The sequence below is a fragment of the Cytobacillus gottheilii genome (assembly GCF_001636345.1).
GTDB lineage: Bacteria > Bacillota > Bacilli > Bacillales > Cytobacillaceae > Cytobacillus > Cytobacillus gottheilii.
Window position 1 is genome coordinate 2,212,055 of the sequence record NZ_KV440945.1, and the last position, 23,503, is coordinate 2,235,557.

Annotated in this window: 22 protein-coding genes; 18 read left to right on the top strand and 4 right to left on the bottom strand. The window is 37.4% G+C overall.

Annotated elements, in window-relative coordinates; all coding sequences use genetic code 11:
* Window positions 1–70: 70 nt before the first annotated feature.
* From mtnK to A6754_RS10760, 5 genes are all read left to right on the top strand, one after another.
* Entirely contained in the window at window positions 71–1,261 is a 1,191-nt protein-coding gene (gene mtnK / locus A6754_RS10740; RefSeq protein WP_066445009.1) for an S-methyl-5-thioribose kinase, read from the top strand.
* Window positions 1,258–2,319, top strand: a complete 1,062-nt coding sequence (mtnA, locus tag A6754_RS10745; RefSeq protein WP_066445012.1) for an S-methyl-5-thioribose-1-phosphate isomerase — start codon at window positions 1,258–1,260, stop codon at window positions 2,317–2,319. The genes mtnK and mtnA overlap by 4 nt, the downstream gene beginning before the upstream one ends.
* Complete coding sequence (locus tag A6754_RS10750; RefSeq protein WP_066445014.1) at window positions 2,316–3,398, top strand: sugar ABC transporter substrate-binding protein; 1,083 nt, start codon at window positions 2,316–2,318, stop codon at window positions 3,396–3,398. The genes mtnA and A6754_RS10750 overlap by 4 nt, the downstream gene beginning before the upstream one ends.
* An 87-nt stretch (window positions 3,399–3,485) precedes the next feature.
* On the top strand, window positions 3,486–5,030 hold the full coding sequence (locus tag A6754_RS10755) for a sugar ABC transporter ATP-binding protein (protein ID WP_306806924.1): 1,545 nt from the start codon (window positions 3,486–3,488) through the stop codon (window positions 5,028–5,030).
* Complete coding sequence (locus tag A6754_RS10760; RefSeq protein ID WP_066445016.1) at window positions 4,999–5,988, top strand: ABC transporter permease; 990 nt, start codon at window positions 4,999–5,001, stop codon at window positions 5,986–5,988. Before A6754_RS10755 ends, A6754_RS10760 begins: the two co-directional genes overlap by 32 nt.
* A gap of 69 nt (window positions 5,989–6,057) precedes the next feature.
* Here the strand turns inward: A6754_RS10760 and A6754_RS10765 are convergent, their stop codons facing one another.
* Window positions 6,058–6,501: an OsmC family protein gene (locus A6754_RS10765; RefSeq protein WP_066445019.1), complete on the bottom strand. Its 444-nt coding sequence runs from the start codon at window positions 6,499–6,501 to the stop codon at window positions 6,058–6,060.
* Window positions 6,502–6,700: 199 nt separating this feature from the next.
* Here A6754_RS10765 and A6754_RS10770 point away from each other — a divergent pair, with 199 nt between their 5' ends.
* The 6 genes from A6754_RS10770 to A6754_RS10795 all read left to right on the top strand — a co-directional run bounded on the left by A6754_RS10770 (window position 6,701) and on the right by A6754_RS10795 (window position 10,280).
* Window positions 6,701–6,985, top strand: a complete 285-nt coding sequence (locus tag A6754_RS10770; RefSeq protein WP_066445024.1) for a hypothetical protein — start codon at window positions 6,701–6,703, stop codon at window positions 6,983–6,985.
* A gap of 27 nt (window positions 6,986–7,012) precedes the next feature.
* Entirely contained in the window at window positions 7,013–7,765 is a 753-nt protein-coding gene (locus A6754_RS10775) for an exodeoxyribonuclease III (protein WP_066445026.1), read from the top strand.
* Between the two features lie 118 nt (window positions 7,766–7,883).
* On the top strand, window positions 7,884–8,186 hold the full coding sequence (locus A6754_RS10780) for a DUF3817 domain-containing protein (protein ID WP_066445028.1): 303 nt from the start codon (window positions 7,884–7,886) through the stop codon (window positions 8,184–8,186).
* Between the two features lie 154 nt (window positions 8,187–8,340).
* Window positions 8,341–9,069 (top strand): DUF421 domain-containing protein, encoded by a 729-nt coding sequence (locus A6754_RS10785; RefSeq protein WP_066445030.1) that lies wholly within the window; start codon window positions 8,341–8,343, stop codon window positions 9,067–9,069.
* A gap of 1 nt (window position 9,070) precedes the next feature.
* Entirely contained in the window at window positions 9,071–9,439 is a 369-nt protein-coding gene (locus A6754_RS10790; RefSeq protein ID WP_066445033.1) for a DUF4363 family protein, read from the top strand.
* Between the two features lie 406 nt (window positions 9,440–9,845).
* Window positions 9,846–10,280, top strand: a complete 435-nt coding sequence (locus tag A6754_RS10795) for an RDD family protein (RefSeq protein ID WP_066445035.1) — start codon at window positions 9,846–9,848, stop codon at window positions 10,278–10,280.
* A gap of 92 nt (window positions 10,281–10,372) precedes the next feature.
* On the opposite strand, the gene A6754_RS10800 is transcribed toward A6754_RS10795, so the two are convergent.
* Window positions 10,373–11,401, bottom strand: coding sequence for an AI-2E family transporter (locus tag A6754_RS10800; protein ID WP_066445038.1), 1,029 nt, complete (start codon window positions 11,399–11,401; stop codon window positions 10,373–10,375).
* Between the two features lie 682 nt (window positions 11,402–12,083).
* Here A6754_RS10800 and A6754_RS10805 point away from each other — a divergent pair.
* From A6754_RS10805 to A6754_RS10835, 7 genes are all read left to right on the top strand, one after another.
* Window positions 12,084–13,184 carry an ABC transporter ATP-binding protein gene (locus A6754_RS10805; RefSeq protein ID WP_066445041.1) on the top strand — a complete coding sequence of 367 codons (1,101 nt, stop codon included), beginning with the start codon at window positions 12,084–12,086 and terminating at the stop codon, window positions 13,182–13,184.
* Window positions 13,181–13,984, top strand: a complete 804-nt coding sequence (locus tag A6754_RS10810; RefSeq protein ID WP_066445045.1) for an ABC transporter permease — start codon at window positions 13,181–13,183, stop codon at window positions 13,982–13,984. Before A6754_RS10805 ends, A6754_RS10810 begins: the two co-directional genes overlap by 4 nt.
* Before the next feature lies 1 nt (window position 13,985).
* On the top strand, window positions 13,986–14,789 hold the full coding sequence (locus tag A6754_RS10815; protein WP_066445048.1) for an ABC transporter permease: 804 nt from the start codon (window positions 13,986–13,988) through the stop codon (window positions 14,787–14,789).
* Complete coding sequence (locus A6754_RS10820) at window positions 14,786–15,865, top strand: ABC transporter substrate-binding protein (RefSeq protein WP_066445050.1); 1,080 nt, start codon at window positions 14,786–14,788, stop codon at window positions 15,863–15,865. The genes A6754_RS10815 and A6754_RS10820 overlap by 4 nt, the downstream gene beginning before the upstream one ends.
* 81 nt (window positions 15,866–15,946) lie before the next feature.
* A complete protein-coding gene (locus A6754_RS10825; protein ID WP_066445051.1) occupies window positions 15,947–17,083 on the top strand; it encodes a M20 peptidase aminoacylase family protein in 1,137 nt (378 codons plus the stop codon).
* Window positions 17,084–17,101: 18 nt separating this feature from the next.
* Window positions 17,102–18,211 carry an o-succinylbenzoate synthase gene (menC, locus tag A6754_RS10830; protein ID WP_066445054.1) on the top strand — a complete coding sequence of 370 codons (1,110 nt, stop codon included), beginning with the start codon at window positions 17,102–17,104 and terminating at the stop codon, window positions 18,209–18,211.
* A 55-nt stretch (window positions 18,212–18,266) separates the two neighbouring features.
* Entirely contained in the window at window positions 18,267–19,043 is a 777-nt protein-coding gene (locus tag A6754_RS10835; protein WP_066445057.1) for a divergent polysaccharide deacetylase family protein, read from the top strand.
* A 288-nt stretch (window positions 19,044–19,331) separates the two neighbouring features.
* Here A6754_RS10835 and A6754_RS10840 read toward each other — a convergent pair whose 3' ends face one another.
* Window positions 19,332–20,651 (bottom strand): ATP-binding protein, encoded by a 1,320-nt coding sequence (locus A6754_RS10840; RefSeq protein ID WP_082851661.1) that lies wholly within the window; start codon window positions 20,649–20,651, stop codon window positions 19,332–19,334.
* A 920-nt stretch (window positions 20,652–21,571) separates the two neighbouring features.
* Window positions 21,572–23,311 (bottom strand): AAA family ATPase, encoded by a 1,740-nt coding sequence (locus A6754_RS10845; protein WP_066445061.1) that lies wholly within the window; start codon window positions 23,309–23,311, stop codon window positions 21,572–21,574.
* Window positions 23,312–23,503 lie beyond the last annotated feature (192 nt).

Sequence of the window (23,503 nt, forward strand, 5' to 3'; positions counted from 1 at the left end):
GCATTTTTAATTTTGCGAAAAAAATGCCGGCTTCATAAAACTCAGCAATTATATTGAGAGGAGTGGCAGCATGGCCATATTAGCAAAACAATCATACGAAAGCTTAACAGAGGATACAGCAATTCATTTAGCAAAAGAACTGAACCTTTTTCCTGAACAAGCATCGTTATCTTGCATTGAAATAGGTGATGGGAACTTAAATTATGTCTTCAAGATAAGTGATAGGATAACAGGCTCAAGTGTCATTATTAAACAGGCACTTCCATATGCAAAAGTTGTAGGAGAAAGCTGGCCGCTGACGATTAAGCGGTCAACGATCGAAGCAAACGCTTTAAAAAAACATGGTGAATATGTGCCCCATCTAGTTCCAAAAGTGTTTGCAGCAGATGAACATTTAGCCATTACCGTTATAGAGGATTTATCACATTTAGAAATAGCTAGAATTGGACTGATCAACGGAGCTGAGTATCCTAATCTATCACAGGATATTGGAGAATATTTAGCAAAGACACTTTTTTTCACCTCTGATTTTGCACTTCATCCTTTTGAAAAGAAACGTCTTGCAGCACAATTTTCAAACCCGGAACTATGCAAAATCACGGAGGACTTGGTTTTTACAGATCCATTCTTTAACCATGATTCGAATGATTATGAACCGGAGCTTGCTGAATTAGTTTACGAACTATGGAAAAACACAGAACTAAAGGTTGAAGCAGCTAAATTGAAAAGGTCATTTGTAACAGAAGCAGAATCCCTTTTACACGGAGATTTGCATACGGGCAGTATTTTTGCGGGCCCTGCAGAAACAAAGGTCATTGATCCGGAATTTGCTTTTTATGGTCCTATTGGTTTTGATGTCGGCCAGTTTATCGGCAACTTACTATTTCAGTCTATTGTCAGAACAGGTGTAAAAAGAGACATGATTCATACTCACATAAAAACGACTTGGGATGTTTTTTATTCCACGTTTTCTGAATTATGGGAAAGTCATAATATTGAACCTTTTTCTAAAACAGAAGGAGTGAAAGAGGATTTTTTACAAAAAGTTTTCAGGGATACTTTAGGGTTCGCAGGCTGTGAACTGATCCGCAGAACAATCGGACTATCTCATGTAAAAGACCTGGATGGAATTGAGCCTAAAGATCAAAGAATTTTGTTTAAGAAAAGGGCGATTGAACTTGGAACGACACTCATCTTAAACAGAAGCCAATGGACTTCTATTACAGATCTCATTGGCAGATTGGAGGAGGAAATATCATGACAATTCCAGTTTCAATTCTTTGGAATCAAGATCAGCTAACCATTTTAAATCAGCAAAAGCTGCCGCATGTTATTGAATATATACATTTAGACACAATAGAAGCAGTTTTTGATGCGATTATCAGTTTAAAGGTTCGAGGAGCACCTGCCATCGGAATCACAGCTGCTTATGGTTTGGCAATCGGAGCAAGTCAATTCTCAGCAGAAAAGTTAGAGGACTTTCAACAGGAGCTTCATGAACAATACATTTACTTAGCAGGTTCCCGGCCAACTGCTGTGAATTTATTTTGGGCTCTTGAAAGACTAATGAAAAAAGCAGAGACTGCGAAAACAGTGGAGGAAGCAAAGGCGATCCTTTTAGCTGAAGCAATAGCTATTCACAAAGAGGATGAGGAACATTGCCGGAAGATTGGTGAATATGCACTGTCTGTACTTGGTGATTACAGAAATGTTATGACCATTTGCAATGCAGGTTCTATTGCCACAGCAAAATATGGAACAGCACTGGCACCTTTTCATTTAGGCGCAGAAATTGGCAAGGAGTTTCATGTTTATGCATGTGAAACAAGACCCGTATTTCAAGGATCCCGTCTAACGGTTTGGGAGCTTCAGCAATCAGGGGTAGAGGTGACATTAATTACAGATGGCATGGCCGCTCACACAATTCAGGCAAAAGGAGTGCAGGCCATCATTGCAGGTGCTGATCGTATAGCAGCAAATGGAGACAGTGCCAATAAAATCGGTACATTGGGATTGGCTATTTTAGCAAAAGCTTTTAAAATTCCGTTCTTTATTGCTGCGCCATCATCAACGTTTGACTTAAATCTTGCAGACGGTACACAAATTCCAATTGAAGAAAGAGATGAGAAAGAAATAACTCATATTGGAGAAAGCAGAATTGCGCCAGAAGGAACGCTGGTATATAACCCTGCATTTGATGTGACCCCTAATGAATACATAACGGGGATTATAACAGAAAAAGGGATTATCTATCCTGATTATCAAAAAAACATTCACAATACCCTTGGTGAGCAAATTGGAGAGGAAGTATCACAATGAAAAAACCTTTAACACTGGTGTTTATAACAATTATTTCACTACTTGTCTTATTAACAGGGTGTCAGCCCAAAGGGGAAAGCGCAAGTGAGCCTGCAGGAGGAGAGGTTTCTGCAGATGAAAAAGAGCATCCTCTAGCCAATAAAAAAATAGCTCTCATTATGCAAATCAATTTAGGAACATTTTCAGCTCAATACATTGAAGGTGTAAAAGAGCAGGCAGAAAAATTCGGAGGAGATGTGACCGTTTTTACTTCTGAAGGTGATTTGGCGAAAATGGCTTCTAATTTGGATGCAGCAATCAACCAAAAATTTGATGGGATCTTAATTGATCACGGTACAAAAGAAGCCTTGACTGCAGGCATTGAAAAGGCAGAGGAAGCAAATATTCCTGTAGTCGTTTTTGATGCTGACGTAGAGGTTGAGGGAGTTCCTGTCTTACAGCAGGGTGATGAGCAAATGGCTGAAATGACATTAAATAAGCTTGCAGAAGATGCTGGAGGAAAGGCGAATATCGTAAAAATATGGGTAGCAGGCTTTGCTCCAATGGAACGCCGGCAAATTGCTTATGAACAATTTATGCAAAGCAACCCGGACATAAAAGAAGTTGCATCATTTGGTGCTGCAACTGCCAATACAGCGCTGGACACTCAATCACAAATGGAAGCAATACTAAAGCAGTTTCCAAATGAAGGAGATATCACAGCAGTGTGGGCTGCCTGGGATGAATTTGCCAAAGGAGCCGTTCGTGCGCTTGAACAGGCAGGTCGCACGGACATTAAAGTTTATGGCATCGACATGAGTGATGAGGACCTGCAGATGATTCAAGCAGAAAATAGCCCATGGGCAGCAACAGCAGCTGTTGATCCAAAGGATATTGGACGTATTCAAGTCCGCTATTTATATCAGAAAATCAATGGAGAATCACCAGAAGACAAAATCATTTTAGATCCTGTATTTGTTGAAAAAAGCAAACTGCCTGATCATTCTATTACAACTGGAGAACTGCACGAGTATATTGATGGCTGGGGAGTAAGTGATCAAGGCTACACAGCTGATCTTAAAGAACTGGAAGGCAAATAAATAGTTACAAACTATCTTTCTATTTAAATCTGAGCTGTCTATGAAAATAACATGTAGGCAGCTCCTTACATGCAGAGGTGAAATACTTTGGCAAACGAACAAATACTGAGAATGAATCATATTGAGAAAACCTTCGGAAAATCAAAAGCTTTAGATAAAGCCTCCTTTGATTTGAGAAAGGGTGAGGTTCATGCTCTCCTGGGTGCTAATGGAGCGGGTAAAAGCACTCTGATGAAAATCTTGTCTGGTGTTTATGAGCCTGATGCTGGAGACATTTTACTGCATGACCAAGCTGTTGTTTTTAAACATCCTAAATCTGCAAAAGACCATGGTGTCTTTTGTGTGTATCAGGAAGTAGATACTGCCATTGTTCCTGATTTATCTGTTGCTGAAAATATCTTGCTTGATACCTTCGCAGCTGAAAAAAGTATGTGGGTTTCGAAAAAGAAGCTGCATAAAGAAGCGAAGCTGGTTTTAACACAGCTGCAAGCAGATACAATTGATGTAGAGCGGCCGGCATTCGAGCTCTCATTGGCTGAAAAACAGCTGGTGTTAATTGCCAGGGCTATGATTTCACAAGCAAAGATTATTATTTTTGATGAGCCGACTGCTCCCTTATCTGTCTTCGAAGCAGATCGCTTATTTCATATCATCTCTCACTTAAAAGAACAAGGAGTAGGCTGTATTTATATTTCGCATCGATTGCCGGAAGTGTTTAAGATCAGTGATCGGATAACAGTCATGAAGGAAGGCAGGAATATAACCTCTGGACTAACAAAAACGATGTCTCAAGCGCAGGTAGTAGAAGTTATGCTTGGAAAAGTATTAGAACAATTTGCAGAGACAAAGGGTAAATCAATTGGAGATTGTTTGCTTGAGGCAGAAAGAATTTCTGATGGAAGAAAGCTCCGGGATTTGTCTTTTACTGTTTCAAAGGGAGAAGTGTTAGGAATAGCAGGTTTAGTTGGTGCTGGGAAATCAGAGCTGGCCAAAGCGATAGCCGGCGCATCACCGTTAAAGAACGGAATGTTAAGAAAGTCTGGCAGGAAATTGAATATCAAACATCCGCAAGATGCGATCACATCAGGTATTGTGCTTGTGCCAGAGGAGCGACGGAAGGAAGGCTTGTTTATACAAGAGTCACTTCGTATAAATACTACTTTTCCAAATCTAAAAAGATTTTCAAGAGGCTCAATTTTACAGAGAGCGAAAGAATCAGCATTTGCCAGCTCAGTAATATCAGCATTAAATGTGAAAACAGGCAGCACAGAAACACGATTACACCATTTGAGCGGAGGCAATCAGCAAAAAATTGCAATTGGGAAATGGATGTCTGTTCAGGCTGAAATCTATTTATTTGATGAGCCTACTAAAGGCGTAGATATTGGGGCAAAAGGAGAAATTTTTAGTTTGATTCATCAGCTTGCTGAGGAAGGAAAAGGAATCATTTATTTTTCGAGTGAAATTCATGAATTACTGGCCATCTGTGATCGGGTGCTCGTTATGTATGATGGGGCATTTGTGAAGGAGTTTTCACGGTCACAAGCAACACAGGAAAAAGTGCTGCTGTATGCCAGCGGGGGAAGGGAAGAGCTAATAGATGAAAGAAAAGAGCATACAATTTCTATTTAAATATGGAGCCATTCTTTTACTTATTTTCATTATTATATACTTTAGCATAATTAGTCCTGCTTTTTTATCTTACGGAAATTTTACAGATATTTTAAGATCTATATCCATTGTAACCGTTCTGGCGCTCGGAGTGACCTTTACATTAGTTGTGAATGGATTTGATTTGTCGGTTGGTTCCACTATGTCATTGTCTACCGTTATAACAGCCTCATTAATGGTGTGGTATGATATGCCGTTATGGCTTGTTCTTATTTTGCCAATAGCAGTTGGGGCATTAGTTGGGTTATTTAACACTCTTTTAATTGTGGTCATAGGGATTCCGGACTTGCTTGCCACACTTAGTACCATGTATATCGTGGCCGGGCTGCATCGCACCTATACAGAAGGGTACTCTATTTATAATCATATGCCGCTCACTTCTGGAGGAACGGCTATTGGAGAACTTTCAGAAGCCTTCCTTTGGATTGGGCAAGGCAAGGTAGCGGGGCTTCCTGTGCCAGTTTGGCTTATGATAGGACTGATCGCTTCAGCTTATTTATTCTTAAATCATACGAGATGGGGCCGGATTTTTTATATGACTGGCTCAAATGAAGAAGCAGCAACGTTGTCAGGGGTAAAGGTTCGTAGGGTAAAACTGGCTGCATATGTTGTGTCCGGAATTTTTGCTTCAATTGCTGGTATTCTATTTACAGCTCGAGTAGGATCTGGTCAGATTGATGCTGGTGCCCCTCTATTAATGGAAGCTGTGGCAGCAGTGTTTGTAGGATATTCGGTGTTAGGAGCAGGTAAACCAAATGCACTTGGGACCTTTTTTGGAGCTGCTGTTATTGGAATTCTCTTAAATGGACTGACCATCTTAAATCTTCCTTACTATGCATTCGATATTATTAAAGGCAGTGTCCTTGTATTGGCGCTTGCTGTCACGTATGTGTATGCAAAGAAGCGGACAGCTGCATAATAAATAGAAAAATAGAAAGCGAAAAATGCCTGCTTGCAGCATTTTTCGCTTTTTTTTGAGTGAATTATACTATGCAATTCTAATGGTTAGCTCTAACTCGATTTCTACATTGCCTTTCAAAGCCCTTGAAATCATACAGGAAGACTCCGCTTTATGTGCGAGTTTTTCTGCTAATAATCTTTGTTTATCCGGTGCATCTGACTCTAATACCAGCACCGGCTTATGAATAATCTTTTTATAGGTAATAATCCCCTTTTCTACTTCCACCATGCCAACTGAGTCCATTGAAAGCATCTTCTTATTGATTTTGCTTCGCTCCAGCATGGCGGCTAATGTAATGATATAGCATGTAGCTGCAGCTCCAAGGAGCATTTCATCCGGATTTGTTCCTATACCTGGTCCATCCATTTCTGGCGGTATAGAAATTTTGGTGGTTAACCCTTTTGTTGTTAAATCTCCGATGTCATTCCTCGTTCCTGGCCAATTTGTATGTAAATGAAATTCATGAAGCATTACATCTTCTCCTTTCAAACACCACTCATAATATAGACAGTGATTCTTCAGTAGATATTATCATATCAAAAAGAAGGTGCAGAAAAAAATTGTATGATTAGAGCAGCCTAATGAATTTATTATAAATGCTAACCTTTTAAAAATGCTCTTTATCATGTAAACTATTTTTATACATCGTTAAGTTATTTAGGAGGATCGTGTGAATTTAGTAGATTGGTTGTTTAAAACAAGAAATACTTTAACAGAATTTATTGCTGTTTGTATTGGTTTCTTTTTTGCTATTCTAATTCCAAATTTATTAGATCTCAGCAGGGTACAAACGGTTTTATTTATTGTTATGGTTTTTTTATTAACGCGAGCTTTGGAATGGATTTTTGCTAAGGCTGCCGGTGAGCGGGACCGGAGCATCCCTTTTTTTTATTATTATGGCATGATTATCTTTATTCCGGCTCTAGTATATCTATCCGTTGTTTTCTTCAAATAAGCTGCACAGTAAGGAGTTATTAACAGCATGAAATTGGTTTCTTGGAACGTAAATGGAATAAGAGCATGTGTTAAAAAAGGTTTTCTAGATTATTTTCAAAATGTGGATGCTGATATTTTTTGCATTCAGGAGTCTAAACTGCAGGACGGTCAGATTGAACTGCAGCTAGAAGGATATCATCAATATTGGAATTATGCAGAAAGAAAAGGATACTCAGGAACTGCTGTCTTTACAAAAGAAAAGCCGTTATCCGTTTCTTATGGGGTTGGTGAAAACGTTTCTGAAGAGGAAGGACGAATCATTACCCTCGAATTTAAAGATTTTTATCTTGTCAATGTGTACACGCCAAATTCTAAAAGAGATTTAACACGGCTTTCATATAGACTTGAGTGGGAAGAAGAAATTCGCAAATATTTAATAGAGTTAAATTCAGTCAAACCTGTTGTGTATTGTGGTGATTTAAATGTTGCACATGCAGAGATCGATTTAAAAAACGCAAAATCGAATCATGGCAACTCCGGGTTTACCGCAGAGGAACGAAGTAAGATGACAAACTTACTTTCAAGTGGATTTGTTGATTCTTTTCGATATATGTATCCTGACAAAGAAGGAGCATACACATGGTGGTCCTACATGGCGAAAGTAAGAGAACGCAATATTGGCTGGCGTATTGATTATTTTTTAGTATCTGATAGCCTTAAAGAGCAAATTATAGATGCTGATATACATTGCGATATTATGGGCAGTGACCATTGTCCCATCATGTTGGAATTATCTTAAATAAAGGGAAAGACGTTTCAGGAAGCGTCTTTCCACTGTTAATGATTATAGTACATACACCAAGTGAACCGACTATTAAAACACGCTATAGAATATGATATATAAGGAGAATGAAATGATGATTAAAGATACAATTGGTCAATTTCGTTTAATGGGATTTATTGAAGGCGCTTCCTTGTTAGTTTTGTTATTCATTGCGATGCCTTTAAAGTACGCTGCTGGAATTCCAGAGGCAGTGCGGATTGCCGGTTCATTACATGGCCTTTTCTTTATTTTATATCTTTTTGTTATTGCTTTTGTAACAATAAAAATAAAATGGTCATTTATTTGGGTTTTTAGTTCGGTAGCGGTAGCATTTATACCATTCGGAAATTTTATTTTAGATCGTTATTTAGTTAAATCCTCTTATCATCATCAGTAAATCCTCTTGCCACAGTAGTTAACTGTGGTTTTTATATTTTTAGATCCCCTTCTTCGCAAAAAACCTTCTTTACTATACACAATCGTTGAATTAAGAGAATGGAATATAAAGTAATGACTTATAATATCTATATCCAATATATGGAGTGGATAGAATGAATGAAGCAGCTGTCGTAGCGGTGAGATCAATTATTGCGTTTGGTTCCCTGTTGATATTCGCCCGTTTTCTCGGCAAACAGCAAGTGAGCCAAATTACTTTCTTTGATTATATATTAGGCATAACAATCGGCTCAATAGCGGCAAACCTGACGACAGACTTAACGAGTGAAGCTTGGCCGCATTGGATTGGACTTATTACTTGGACCTTTATGGTGTTCATCCTGCAAGTCGTCACTTTAAAATGGAGAAAAGCCTCTGTTTATTTAGACGGGGAACCAGCCATCGTTATTATGAATGGTAAGATAATGGACGGAGTGATGAAAAAACTTAGATATCGAATTTCTGATTTACAAGAGCAACTAAGGGAGAAAGGTGTATTTAATCTCGAGGAGGTTGAGTATGCGATTATCGAGAAAGATGGACAAATCTCGGTAATGAAAAAAGCAGAATATATGCCGCTGACTGCAGAGGCTGTTCACTTGAAACCCCGTTATAAAGGATTAGGTACGGAGTTAATTTATGATGGTGTTATCATTGAAAATAATCTGCAGGCTGTGAATCATTCAAAGAAATGGCTGGAAGAAAAAGTGAAAGAACATGGTTATAAGGATGCCTCAGAAATATTTCTTGCCATCCTTGATCCATCTGGTGCGTTTTTTATTGACGGCTATCGGGATCATTTTCAGCATTTTACAGATATAAGTGATTATGAAGGACTTCAATGAAATGAAACATTTTATTTTATATAAACTGATACCAGTAGTCATTCTCCTCTTCTTTATTGCTATTATGCAGTCAGGTATTATATTAAAGCAGCCATTTTCTAAAGAGGAAGACATTTTATTTTATATAGAAGCGATTGAGTCAAATATTGTTTCTGAACAATGGGATATAGCATCAGCAGAACTAAAAAATCTAGAAGAAGCATACAGCAAAGTACAAAAGAGAATACAATATAGTGTTGAGAGAGACGAGCTTGATTCCTTTACGACTTGTATAAAAAAAACAGAAGGATATATTCAGGCTCACGGACAAGGCGGTGCTTTGGCTGAATTGAGTGAAGCAAGGAACTTATGGGAAGGCTTAGGGAATTGAGTTGATTGCTGTCTTCTTAAAATATAGCGAAAAACATAAAGCATTAAAGCAATTTTGAATTACTGCGAGTTAGAATGTACTGATTTCATTTGTTGCAAGGCAAGATAAAAGCCTGGAGATCTCTGTAATTAAACAGAATTTCACTGGGCCTTTTTGTTTTTCAGAAAAAATGAAAGTCCTTTAAAAAGTAAAAAGCTCATTCTGCAGGTTAAAAATAGGAAAGAATTCTGATAAAGTTATTTGTTGGGACCAGTAATCATATATTATTTATGAAAAAACTAAATGTCCATGAAAAATAAAAATAAAGGACATTGATAATTTTTGTCGAATTGATTACGAGCTGATCAATTGATACTTAAGTTAGAAGTAGAGGGTAGGTCATTATAACTGGGGTTGGTGAAACATAATGAATGACGAACATGATTTTAGAGAACATGCTGGATTTTGGATCAGACTTGGAGCTGTACTTCTTGATGGTCTAATTATTCATATTCCAATTGCAATAATTTTCTTCTTAATAACAGGAGACATTAACACGGAGTGGATGGATACATGGGTATATACACTTCTCAATGAAGCTTATTTAACGATTGTGCCAGTGTTATGGGGCGGATATGTTATTGGAAAAAGAATTTGCGGAATACGAATAAAACGAATAGATGGAAAAAAGCTGACATTGCTTACGATGATTTTACGTGAAGTGATAGGATTATATCTGCTTTCTATGGTCACATTTAGGATTTCGATGATTGTCAGCGCAATCATGGTAGGGGCAGGGAAACAAAAACGAGGTTTGCATGATTTAATCGCAGGCACATATGTAGCTCGCAACAATTATTGACATTAAAGAATTGATAATAAGAAAAAGCCAGATAGTAACGACCATCTAATGGTGTTATCTATCTGGCTTTTTGTTTTGAACCTAATCAATCATCACTGTACGATTTTTGGAGGTTTTTTATCTCGCACTTCTTGAACTTCTAAAACATCTAACAAGAATACAAATACCGGAATTCCGACAATCAGTCCCCAGACACCAAAGAAATGCTCAGAGAAGATCAGTACGATAAATGTATAAAAAACAGGTAAATCTGTTTTTGATGACATAAGCTTAGGGTTTAAAATATAAGCTTCAATCGCATGGATAATCATAATGACGATCAAGATATAGATCACATGCATAATTCCGCCAACCGTGTAAGCAATCGTACATAGCGGGAATAAAGATATGATCACTCCTGCAACTGGGATTAATCCAAGGAAGAAGATTAAAATGGACAAGCCCATTAGATGTGGAAAATCCATAATCCAAAGTGCAAAAGTAGTAAGTACACAGTTTACAGTTGCAATAATAAATTGGGCCTCAATTACTTTACCAAACGTTTTGACAAATTTTGAACCAAAAAAAGCAATTTCATTATAAAATGCGCTTACTTTGCTGCTCTTAAACTTCTTTGTAAACTGGACTAGTTTTGGCTTTTCTATTAGGAAGAATAAGCTTAAAATTAATGAAATCATGATGTGCATTCCAATTTTGCTAACGTCAGAGAAGTACTTCAGCAAGAAGGTAAATCCTTGTTCCAGATAGCTTGTAATTTCGTTTCTGGCCAGCATTTCTGTTAAGTAGTTCAAAATTGGATTATCATGCTTTTGAGTAAAGAACAGCTCAAGCTGATTAACAAGCTGAGAAATCTCAAAGATGATTACAGGCAGGTATTTAACAATACCGACTGAAAGCAGTCCGATAATGGACATATAAAGTATTAAAACTGTAACAGTACGGTTGATATTTACTCTTTTCTGAACTAAATTCACTAATCTGTCCATAAGAAACGAGAGTATAAACGTAAGCAATATGACATTAATCATGCTTTTTAGTAAAAACAAAGCAACAACAAGAATGCCAAATATGATAAACCTTTTCAACCCGTTATTCTCAACCCATGCTTTAAATGTATTCATTAATGTTGTTTTCCCCCAGTGCAGATAAGATCCCCTTTTAAAAGTTATGAAAGTGTTATCTTTTTATTCATCATAGCACAACTTGCTCATTACTTCTCAAGAGATGTCTCAACAATATAAAGATTGTTAATATTATTTTATATTATTTTTAATTGTTTTCAAATGCAAAAGTGTGATGTCAGAAAAAAAAACTAGAGAATTAGTACTAAATACATGAACGACAAAGCTAGATGAAATGAATTCATGAAACATCGCTAGAGTAATCTTTGAACTAGTTTAAAGGTGAAGTGTATTTTTTTTATAGATGAGTTTATTTTAAAAAGCTTGCTGCTTACAATTGTTAGTTAACAGAATCTTTTAGCAATCTGGCTGTTAATTGGAACGGAAGGGTGCGATACTGCTGCGGAGACGAGTGGGAGGCGAGCACGCAAGAGGCGAGTAGGCTCAGCACCAGCCTCGCCGGAAAGCGAGTACCCAGGAGTGGAAATCATTTAAAAAATCTCATTATAAGTGACATAGTTTGCGATATTAAATAATAATCAATTATTTGTCAAGTTTTTTACGATCCTTATTGATATTAACGCTTTATTAAACTAAAATATGATATTAGTATGATTGTTGAACATTGTCATTTATTGAAGAAACAGCAATCATGAATTATTTATATAAAAAGGAGAAATAAATGGGAGAGAATACGATAATTCGTTTTGAACATGTGACAAAACAGTATGATGACGATTCTCCTGTTCTGCAGGATGTGTCTTTTGAAATTGAAAAAGGAAAGTTTTATACACTGCTTGGTCCGTCTGGCTGTGGAAAAACAACTGTTCTTAAGCTAATTGCCGGCTTTATTGAGCCAACAAAAGGCAATATTTATTTTAATGGCAAGGTTATTAACAATTTGCCTGCAAATAAACGTCAAGTTAATACTGTTTTTCAGGACTATGCTTTATTTCCACATTTAAATGTGTTTGAGAATATAGCGTTTGGATTAAGAATTAAGAAAATCAAAAATGATGAAATTACACGTAAAGTAAAAGAAGCTTTAAAGTTCGTCAACTTAGAAGGCTATGAGAATCGCGAAATTAAAGAAATGTCAGGCGGTCAGCGGCAGCGTGTTGCCATCGCGCGTGCTATCGTAAATGAGCCCGAAGTGATCCTTCTGGATGAACCACTCTCAGCACTTGATTTGAAGCTTAGAACGGAAATGCAGTATGAGCTGCGCGAATTACAGCGGAACTTAGGCATTACCTTCATTTTTGTAACTCATGACCAAGAAGAAGCATTGGCTATGTCTGATGAAATATTTGTTCTTAATGGCGGTAAAATTGAGCAAAGCGGCACACCTACAGATATTTATGATGAACCAATTAACCGGTTTGTTGCAGACTTTATTGGGGAATCGAACATCGTCTCCGGAACAATGCTGGAAGACTATGTTGTAAAATTCACTGGAAAAACCTTCGATTGTGTGGATGCTGGGTTTAATAAATCGGAAGATGTTGATGTTGTCATCAGACCAGAGGATCTTGAGATCACACTCCCGGAAAAAGGGAAGCTGCAGGTTAAAGTTGATTCACAGTTATTTAGAGGTGTACACTACGAAATCAGCTGCTATGATTCAGAAGGAAACGAATGGCTTGTTCATTCAACAAAGAAGGCCATTGTTGGAGAGGAAATAGGGTTATTTTTTGAACCAGAGGCCATTCATGTCATGAGACATGGTGAAACAGAAGAAGAATTTGATAAGCGTCTGGAAGCTTACGAAGAGGTAAACGGATGAAGAACAGATCACGTAATTTCTACCTGATTCCTTATGTGATTTGGATCGCACTGTTTGTCATTGCACCTCTGTTTCTGGTCTTATATTATTCTTTTTTCAATATAGAAGGAGAATTTACGCTTTCTAACTATCAGAAATTCTTTACGCCAGTCTACTTAAAAATGACCTTCAGTTCATTTTGGTATGCGTTCCTTATCACTTTATTTACTTTATTAATCGCATATCCAACTGCCTATTTACTGACTAAGACAAAGCATAAGCAGCTTTGGCTGCTGTTAATTATTGTTCCTTCCTGGATCAATCTTCTTTTGAAAGCTTATGCTTTCTTAGGGATCTTTGGAACATATGGGGCAGCAAACAGTATCTTAGAAGTGATTGGAATTGGAAGCCAGCAAATACTCTTTACTGACTTTAGTTTTATTTTCGTTTCGGTATATATATTCCTGCCATTCATGATCTTGCCGATTTTTAATGCGCTGGATGAATTAAATCCATCTTTGCTGTATGCATCAAGTGATCTTGGTGCCTCACAATGGACAACATTTACACGTGTTATTTTCCCATTAACATTAGATGGAGTAAAAGCAGGCTGCCAAATCGTCTTTATTCCTGCACTATCACTATTCATGCTGACTAGACTGATTGCAGGAAACCGTGTCATTACGCTTGGAACTGCGATAGAACAGCATTTCCTTGTAACGCAAGACTGGGGCATGGGGTCAACCATTGCTGTGTTTTTAATTTTGGCTATGGTGCTCATTATGATCTTTACGGGTACTAGGAAAAAGGGGGTACTCTAAAATGAAAAAGAATTCAATCTTATCAAAAGTGTATTTGGTTTTAATTTTTTTCATTTTGTATGGACCTATTTTCTATTTAATTTTCTACTCGTTTAACAGCGGTGGGACCATGTACCAATTTGAAGGCTTTACACTTAACTGGTACAGGGAGTTATTCCAGGATACCAGGTTGCTTACAATTGTATTAAATACTGTCATAATTGCATTATTGTCAGCTACCGTGTCTACCATTCTTGGTGTCGCAGGTGCTTTAGCTATTTTATATGCAAGAAAAAGAAGAGTTAAAAATACACTTCTTTCTTTAAACAATGTATTAATTGTTAGTCCTGACGTTATCATTGGTGCTTCGTTCCTGATCCTCTTTACTATGATCGGCATTAAACTCGGGTTCATTTCAGTTCTTCTTGCGCATATTGCATTTAGTGTGCCAATTGTTGTTTTAATGGTGCTGCCAAAACTGGAAGAAATGAGTGAATCGATGATTTATGCTGCATTAGATCTTGGAGCAAGTCGATTTGATGTTCTGACTAAGGTCATTCTGCCATACATTACACCAGGTATTTTTGCAGGGTTCTTTATGGCATTGACGTATTCTTTAGATGATTTTGCGGTTACCTTTTTCGTTACAGGAAACGGATTTACAACTCTATCTGTGGAAATATATTCATTGGCAAGACGAGGTGTATCTCTAAATATTAATGCACTTTCTGCTTTATTATTTGTTTTCACCATGCTTCTTGTAGTTGGCTATTACTTTATTACGAAAAAAAGTGAAAAGCCTCGCGGTATGGGGGTGAGACAGTGAAACAGCTAGTTAGAGCTTTTGTTGCGGTACTTGCGATTTCATTTATACTGTTATATATCGTTAATCGATTAAATTCTGCACAAGGTTTAACGGAAGGGAATGTACTGACTGTTTTTAACTGGGGAGATTATATTGATGCTGAGCTGATCGACAAGTTTGGAGAAGAAACAGGCATTAAAGTAATATATGAGACGTTTGATTCCAATGAGGCCATGCTAACAAAGATTCAGCAGGGCGGTACTACTTACGATATTGCTGTTCCTTCTGAATATACGATTGAAAAAATGAAAGAAGAAGATTTGCTTTTGCCTGTGGATCATAGTAAGATTCCAAACTTAAAAAATATAGATGAACGTTTTATGGATCTTTCTTTCGACCCTGGCAATGAGTATTCTATTCCATATTTCTGGGGCACAGTAGGAATTGTGTATAATACAGATATGCTTGAAGAGAAAGGAATGACTCTTACAAGCTGGAATGATCTGTGGGATCCGCGTTTAAAAAATGAAATCCTTCTTATCGATGGTGCCAGGGAAATCATGGGTATGGGCTTAAATAGCCTGCATTATTCATTAAATGATAAAAATGATGACCATTTGATGGAAGCAAAAGAAAAATTGGACTCCTTAACACCAAATATAAAAGCAATCGTTGGGGATGAAATCAGACTGCTGATGGAAAACGATGAAGCAAGCATTGGCCTTGTTTGGTCAGGTGTAGCTGCAGAGCTTATGTGGGAGAAAGATAATTTAGAATATGTTGTGCCTGAAGAGGGTTCTAACCTGTGGTTTGATAATATGGTTATTCCGAAAACAGCTAAGAATATTGATGGTGCACATCAGTTTATGAACTTTATCCTGGATGCTGAAAACGCAGCTCAGAATACCGAATATGTTGGATATTCAACACCAAACAAAGCAGCAGTTGCTTTGCTTGATGAAGAAATTGTAGGAGACGAGCGCTTCTATCCAGATGAGGAAATGACAGCCAGATTAGAGGTTTATGAAAATCTGGGACCTAGATTGCTATCTCGCTATAATGATCTGTTTCTTGAATTCAAAATGCATAGGAAATAATGAAATGATAGCCGATCCTAAATAATAGGGTCGGCTATTAACACAATATAGATAGTATAGAGAAAAAGGTGGGTTCGTTCAATGATAAAAGAGCTTGAAAACTTAAGAAATGAGATTAAAGAAATATTTCAGCATTTGCATGAGCATCCTGAAGTTAGCTGGCAGGAAGTTGAAACCACAAAATTTATAACCGCCTTTTTAAAGGATAGAGGCTATAAAGTAAGTAATTTTAAGGAAAATACAGGTTTGGTTATGGAAGTTGGAAGCGGAAGGACTTGTATTGCTGTTAGAACAGATATGGATGCTTTATGGCAAGAAGTGGATGGTGTATTTAAGGCGAACCACTCCTGTGGTCATGATGCCCATATGACCATGGTGATCGGAGTACTTCTCTTGCTGGAAAAATTAGAAAAATTAAATAATGACAATATCAAATTAAAGTTTATATTTCAGCCGGCAGAGGAAAAGGGCACAGGCGCATTAAAAATGATAGAGCAAGGTGTATTGGACGATGTTGATTACTTATATGGCGTCCATTTGCGGCCAATTCAAGAATTGAGCGATGGATTTGCAGCCGGAGCAATTCTGCATGGAGCTTCAATGTTCCTAAATGGAGAGATCAATGGAAGTGATGCTCATGCAGCTCGTCCGCATCTGGGACAAAATGCTATTGAGGTTGCAGCTGCTATTGTGAATGAAATCAATAATATTCATATTAACCCTTTAGTTCCGTATTCGGCTAAAATGACGAAATTACATGCTGGAGGAGATTCAGCGAATATAATTCCTGGCCGTGCTTCATTTACAATCGATTTACGGGCACAAACAAATGAAATGATGAAACAGTTGATAACTAAAATCAACATGATTTTAGAAGGGATCAGCCTAATTCATAATGTGAAAATTGATTCACAGATTTGTGCAACAATGCCAGCAGCAACAAAAAGTGAAGAAGCAATAAAGATTATGGAAAAAGCGATTGCCGAATCGATAGGTAAAGAGAAATTAATGCCTCCCATTGTAACAACTGGAGGTGAGGACTTCCATCATTATACAAATAACCGTCCGCACCTTAAGGCAACAATGCTTGGCTTAGGATGTGATCTGCAGCCAGGACTGCATCATCCAAAAATGAGGTTTAATGAAGATAGTATGTTTACAGGGATTGAAATACTGGCAAGAACCATTCTTCATACGATTGATAAAGTACAGAGCTGATAATAGAGGTGTTTTCAATTGATTATTACAAAAGTCATCATGAATCACGTCCGAATGCGACTTCGTGAACCATTTCATACTAGTTTTGGAACGATCCAAGATAAAGATATTGCTGTTATTGAGGTAATTGACGGAAAGGGGAACAGCGGCTGGGGTGAATCCGTTGCATTGCCTGATCCAACTTATACGGAAGAAACATTTAAAACAAATTGGCACATTCTTGAGGATTATTTGATTCCTTTGTTATTGAACAGAGAAATCAGCCACCCAGATGAAGTAGGAGTGATATTCTCCCCAATCAGAAGAAATTATATGGCAAAGGCTGCCATCGAGGGTGCCGTTTGGGATTTATATGCAAAAAGATCGTATCTTTCTCTCTCAGATGCACTTGGAGGCACCAGGAAGAGTATTGAAGCAGGAATAAGTATTGGCATCCAGCAATCCAAAGAAGAACTATTTAAAAAGATTGAAGGTTACCTGGAAGAGGGCTTTAAGAGAATCAAGATTAAAATTAAACCTGGAATGGATGTAGAAATTATAAAAGCAGTCCGCGAGCGCTTTCCTGATGTTCCATTAATGGCAGATGCAAACTCAGCCTACACTTTAAAGGATACTGACCATCTGCGCAAGCTTGATGAGTTTAATCTGTTAATGATTGAACAGCCGTTAGGTGCTGATGATATAATCAACCATGCTAAGCTGCAGAAAGCAATTAAGACACCTATCTGCCTTGATGAAAGCATCCAAAGTCTTGATGATGTGAAAAAGGCAGTAGAGCTTGGGAGCTGTCAGATCATAAATATTAAAATTGGCAGAGTTGGCGGTCTAAGTTCAGCACGAGATATTCATCAATACTGCAAAGAGAATGGAATTGCTGTCTGGTGTGGAGGCATGCTTGAAGCAGGGATTGGAAGAGCATTTAATATTGCTCTCAGCTCCTTAGAAAATTTCACCTTGCCAGGTGATACGGCCGGTTCTGCACGTTATTGGGAGGAAGACATTATTAACCCGGAGGTTGTTGTCGTTGATGGGTTAATTGAAGTCCCGTCAAGCATTGGGATAGGTTATGAACCAAATCGTGAAACCATAAAAAAATACACAGTAAATCAAACAATATATTCGAAATAAAGATATGGAGATTTTCCTCTGGTATTTGGGAAAGCTAAACATCAGAGGTGATTCTATGAAAAAGATAAATATGAGTTTAACATTGGGGCTGCTCTTTTTTCTGATCGTTCCGGGAGTAGTTGCTGCGGAAGAACAAAAGAACGAATTAGCAATCGTAATTGATGATCTTGGTAATAAAATGGAGGGAACAGAAGAAATCCTAAGTCTTAAAGTCCCGCTTACAATTGCCATCATGCCTTTTCTTGAATCAACAAAAGAAGATGCGGAAACCGCCTTTAACAAGGGTCATGAAGTTATTGTGCATTTGCCTATGGAGCCAAAGAAAGGGAAGAAGAGCTGGCTTGGTCCTGGAGCTATTACGACAGATCTTTCTGACCAGGAGATTCGTAAAAGAGTGGAAAAAGCAATTGAAGATGTTCCGCATGCTGTTGGCATGAATCACCACATGGGTTCTAAGGTGACAGAGAATGAGCGGATTATGCGAATCGTTCTGCAGGTTTGCAAGGAACACGGGCTATTTTATTTGGATAGTAAAACGACCGGAAAGAGTGTAGTCGGCAAGATTGCGTCAGAATTAGAGGTGCCTTATTTAGAAAATAACATTTTCTTTGATGATATATATACGAGACAGCATATAACAAAACAGGCAAATATGTTAGCAGAGAAGATCGTAAAAAGGGAACAGCTAATTGCGATTGGTCATGTTGGTATAACCGGGAAAAAAATGGCGGAAGTATTGCAGGAATATATTCCTGTTTACCAGCAGAGTGCTGATATTGTCCGGTTATCTGAATTAATTCCCGGATACGAACTTATTGATAAAGGGATATAAATTTATGCACAAAAAAAGAGCCGCCCACAGATTACTTTGGTTAGTCCCGCAGTCGCTGCGTGAAAGATTGTGGACGGCTCATGAATTAGTATAGACAGTGATTGATCGTTTTATGATAAATTATGCTTAAAGGTTAAGTATTTTCGAACAACATTCATAAGGATATTTTTGAAAATTTGAAAATTATTTCTCGGGAAAGCGCATAATCAGACAATTTAGTACATGAACACCTTTTTATATGTAAAATAAACAATAAATAGAATCGAATTTGTCGCATATTCTTTTATATTAACTAATTTTTGTCGAAATGCCGCGATAATCCTTGGCAGGTACTAGTGGAAATAGTAAAGAAAATGTTGTTCCGCATCTCTCTTTGCTTTTAATTTTATATTCCCCATTCATACGTTTAATGATGTCAAAGGAAATCATGAGTCCTAGACCAGTTCCTTTTGTTTTTGTTGAATAATAAGGCTGTCCTAATTGTGTGAGCTGCTGCTCTGAAAGACCAATCCCCTGGTCAATAATATCTACCACACCATCTCCATCACTTTGATAGACCTTAATAGTTAAGCTTCCTCCTGATTGCATCGCTTCTATACCATTCTTAGTTATATTAATGAGTACCTGCTTCATCTCATGTGAATTTCCTAATATAAAGAGATCTTGTTCAATATCGCATTCGATAAGGACATTCGAAATATTTGCATAAGGTTTCATAAAGCTAAAGACTTCTTCTATTGTTTTGGTTAAGGAAATAAGTTCATTGCTTTTTGTCTCTGGGCGTGCGAGAGAAAGAAAATCATTAATAATTTGATCTGTTCTCTTTAATTCTTCTAGCGAAATGGAAATAAACATTCCTTGCTCCTCTGTAAGGTTATTGTCACTTTTAATGAGCTGCAAAAAGCCTCTTACAGAAGTCATTGGATTACGAATTTCATGTGCTACAGAAGCAGCTAATTGACTAATTGCATTCATTTTATCTGAGTTTTGCAGCTGTGCCATCATAGATAGCTGTATGTTATTTAATTCGATAAGATAAATAACCATTGTTAATGTTATGGCGGACATAATGGAAAACCAAATTAAATTCAGTATTTCATCCGTATCTCCAGATCTGACAATCGCTAAGTATCTTGTCAGTGTAATTGGAATATAAAAACATGCACCAAAAATAATTTTTTGCATAAAAGAAAATCTTTTGTAAAAAGTAGACATGATTATAAAAATGACTGAAGCAATTCCATAGTTTAAAAGTAAAAAAAGCACTTCACTTGGATTAACCAAGGATTTAAATAAAATAATAAATACAACAAACAAGATTCCAATAGCAGGGCGTATATAGAAAAAAACGATGAATAAGGGAATAAATTTTAAATCAAAATGAATATTCCCTGAAATATTAGCAGGGAATGACATAGTTAAAAATAGTGCAGCAAAATTGGCAATCGCAAAGAGAATAGTGGTTTTAGTATCCATGCACCTTCTATATAAAATAAAGCAGCTTAACGGAATCATCATCATAACAAAAAAATGTAAGGCTAATTCAGCAACAAACTCATACACAATAAAACCTCCGACTACAGAATATACTCTTATTGGATTAGACATAAATCTGTAAAATCCTTGTTTCTGATTGAAAAAAATGTAATTTTATTCCTTGTAGTAGAATAGTAGGATTCACTTATATGTAAAATTAAATATGATTAATTCGAAAGTTTAAGAAGATATCTTCAAATCATTAAGAAAAGGGGGAGATAGAGTGGGTTCTCCTAATGAGTATTTGCATATGTGGCAGGCTATGGAACTTGAATACACCTCCATATCCCAGTATCTAGAAATCAGGGTCTCGATTCGGTGAGAAACACACCTCTTTAATCCATTTTATGGAAGAAAGGATCCTGATGGCGAGAAACACACCCCCTTCACTCCAGTATCTGGTAAATAGTGTCTCGATTAGGCGAGAAACACACCCCTATAATCCAGAATTTTGTAAACGGTGTCTCAATTCGGTGAGAAATACACCTCTATATTACAGTATATGGAAAATATTGTCCTAATTCGGCGAGAAACACACCTCTATTATCCAGAATTTTGTAAACAGTGTCTCGATTCGGTGAGAAACACACCTCTTTAATCCATTTTATGGTAAACAGTGTCCTAATTCGGCGAGAAACACACTTCTATAATCCAGAATTTTGTAAACGGTGTCTCAATTCGGTGAGAAATACACCTCTATATTACAGTATATGGAAAATATTGTCCTAATTCGGCGAGAAACACACCTCTATAATCCAGAATTTTGTAAACAGTGTCTCGATTCGGTGAGAAATACACCTCTATAATCCAGTATCTGGAATCAAGTGTCCAGATTAGGCGAGAAACACACCTCCTAAATCCAACATTTAGTAATTATTGTCCTGATTAGGTGAGATCCAATTGAAAAAGCCTCCGCTTTATGTGGATTAGGGTCCACATAGAGGGAGACCTCTCAATGCTAAAGACGGTTTGGTGAATTTGTTAAAGATCATTTAAACAATAACTAAGTGTTCAGTTTGCTCAGTGCTGACATGATCTGCAATTCTTTGAACCTCATTGCCTTCAAGTGTTTCATATTTTAGTAATGCCTCAACAAGCTCATCAAATTGAGGACGATTATTCTTAATAATGGTTTCTGCTTTTAATAAAGCTTTCTGAAATAGTTCCTGCATTTTTTCTTCTTTTTGCTTCGTACTAAATGTGAGTGTAAAGCCGTCTTCTAGCAAACCGGTGTCTACCATTTGCTCAATAATTGATTTAGCTTGTTTTACATCACCGCTGACTCCAATACTGTGTTCACCTAATAATAATCTCTCAGCAGTTCCGCCGGCTAAGATCATTGCTACTTGATCTAAAAGCTCTGAAGCAGTGGACAGCTGCATTTCCTTCGTAATTGGAGCAACGTATCCAAGCGCCTGACCGCGCGGGATTATAGTAGCCTTACGAACTGAACCGGGTTTCGTAATGGCAGCGACAAGAGCATGACCAGTTTCATGAATAGCAACTCTTCTTTTTGTATCGGCATCTTGTAAAGCTCGGCTGCTGGTTCCTAAAATGGTTCTGTCTAATGCAAAATCAAGATCCTCACGTGATATATTCTCTTGGCCGGACTTAGCTGCCCGTCGGCTGGCTGTTTCAAAAAGAGAATGTAAGTCAGCGCCAGAGAAACCAGATGTGCTTTCAGCAAGCTGACCTAAAAACGCAGCGACATCAGGAGCTAACTGCCTGTTTTTAGAGTGGATATCAATAATTTCTTTACGTCCTTTTGTATCTGGGAGAGGAACATGGAAAGAAAAATCAATTCTGCCAGGCCGCAAAAATGCTTCGTCTAACATATCCCGTCTATTCGTTGCTGCGATAAAAAGGATCCCTTCGTTTGAGAGACCTCCATCTAACTGAACAAGCAATTCAGTTAATGTCTTTTCTCCTTCTTCACCGCCATGCTGTTTTCTTCTCCCTGCAAGCGAGTCTACTTCATCAATGAATACGACTGCAGGAGTTTGTTTTCTGGCATTTTGAAAAAGGGAGCGTACCCTCGAAGCACCAACACCAACAAACATTTCATTAAATGCAGAACCGCTTGTACTAAAAAACGTAGCGCCAATTTCTTTGGCAATCGCTTGAGCAAGCAAAGTTTTTCCTGTACCAGGGGGACCGTATAATAATATGCCTTTTGGCGGTTTAATTCCCAGGCGCAATGCTTTTTCAGGGTCTTTAAGGGTTGCAAGTGTTTGAAGGATTTCATCTTTCATTTCCTCCTGAATACCGCCCACGTCTTCTAAGGAAATAGTAGGCAGCTCCTTCGGCTTAGAAACACTTTGCTTCATTGAGTTAGCTGCGCCTAATCCGCCTTTACCAGATTTGAAAAGGTAAAAACCAAATCCAGCCATAACGGAGACTAGAAAAATTAAAATCATAATTGTGTAAGGGTTTGATGCTGAATAGCTGTATTGTAAGTCATAATTTTCAACAAGGCTGTTTACCATATCACTATTTGGGGGAACATGTGAAATATATTCTTGATCATCGGCTGTGATGATTAATTTTCCACTTTTATATTCTTTAATGGATGACTCATTTGTTGATGCAGAAATGATATTTTCAACTTGAGAGAATGGGATTGTTGTTTCTGTACCTTTCGTATTCATGAAAGTAAACAATAATGCTAAAATCACGACTGAAGCTGCTGCTAACCAAAGAAATGAAGAGCCTTTTCTAAAAAGTGATTTCAACCTAATACCTCCTTATATATCTATATATATTATAGACTACTTGTCTCCTAAGTGTTAGCAATACAATGCTTTTAAACGTGGTAATTATTGGTTAAATGCAGGGAGTATATACACTCAGCTAAATATTTTGAGTTTTCAGCCTATATTTTCCAATGAAATGAAAGATGTTTAATGAGGTCGAAAAAAGTCAAT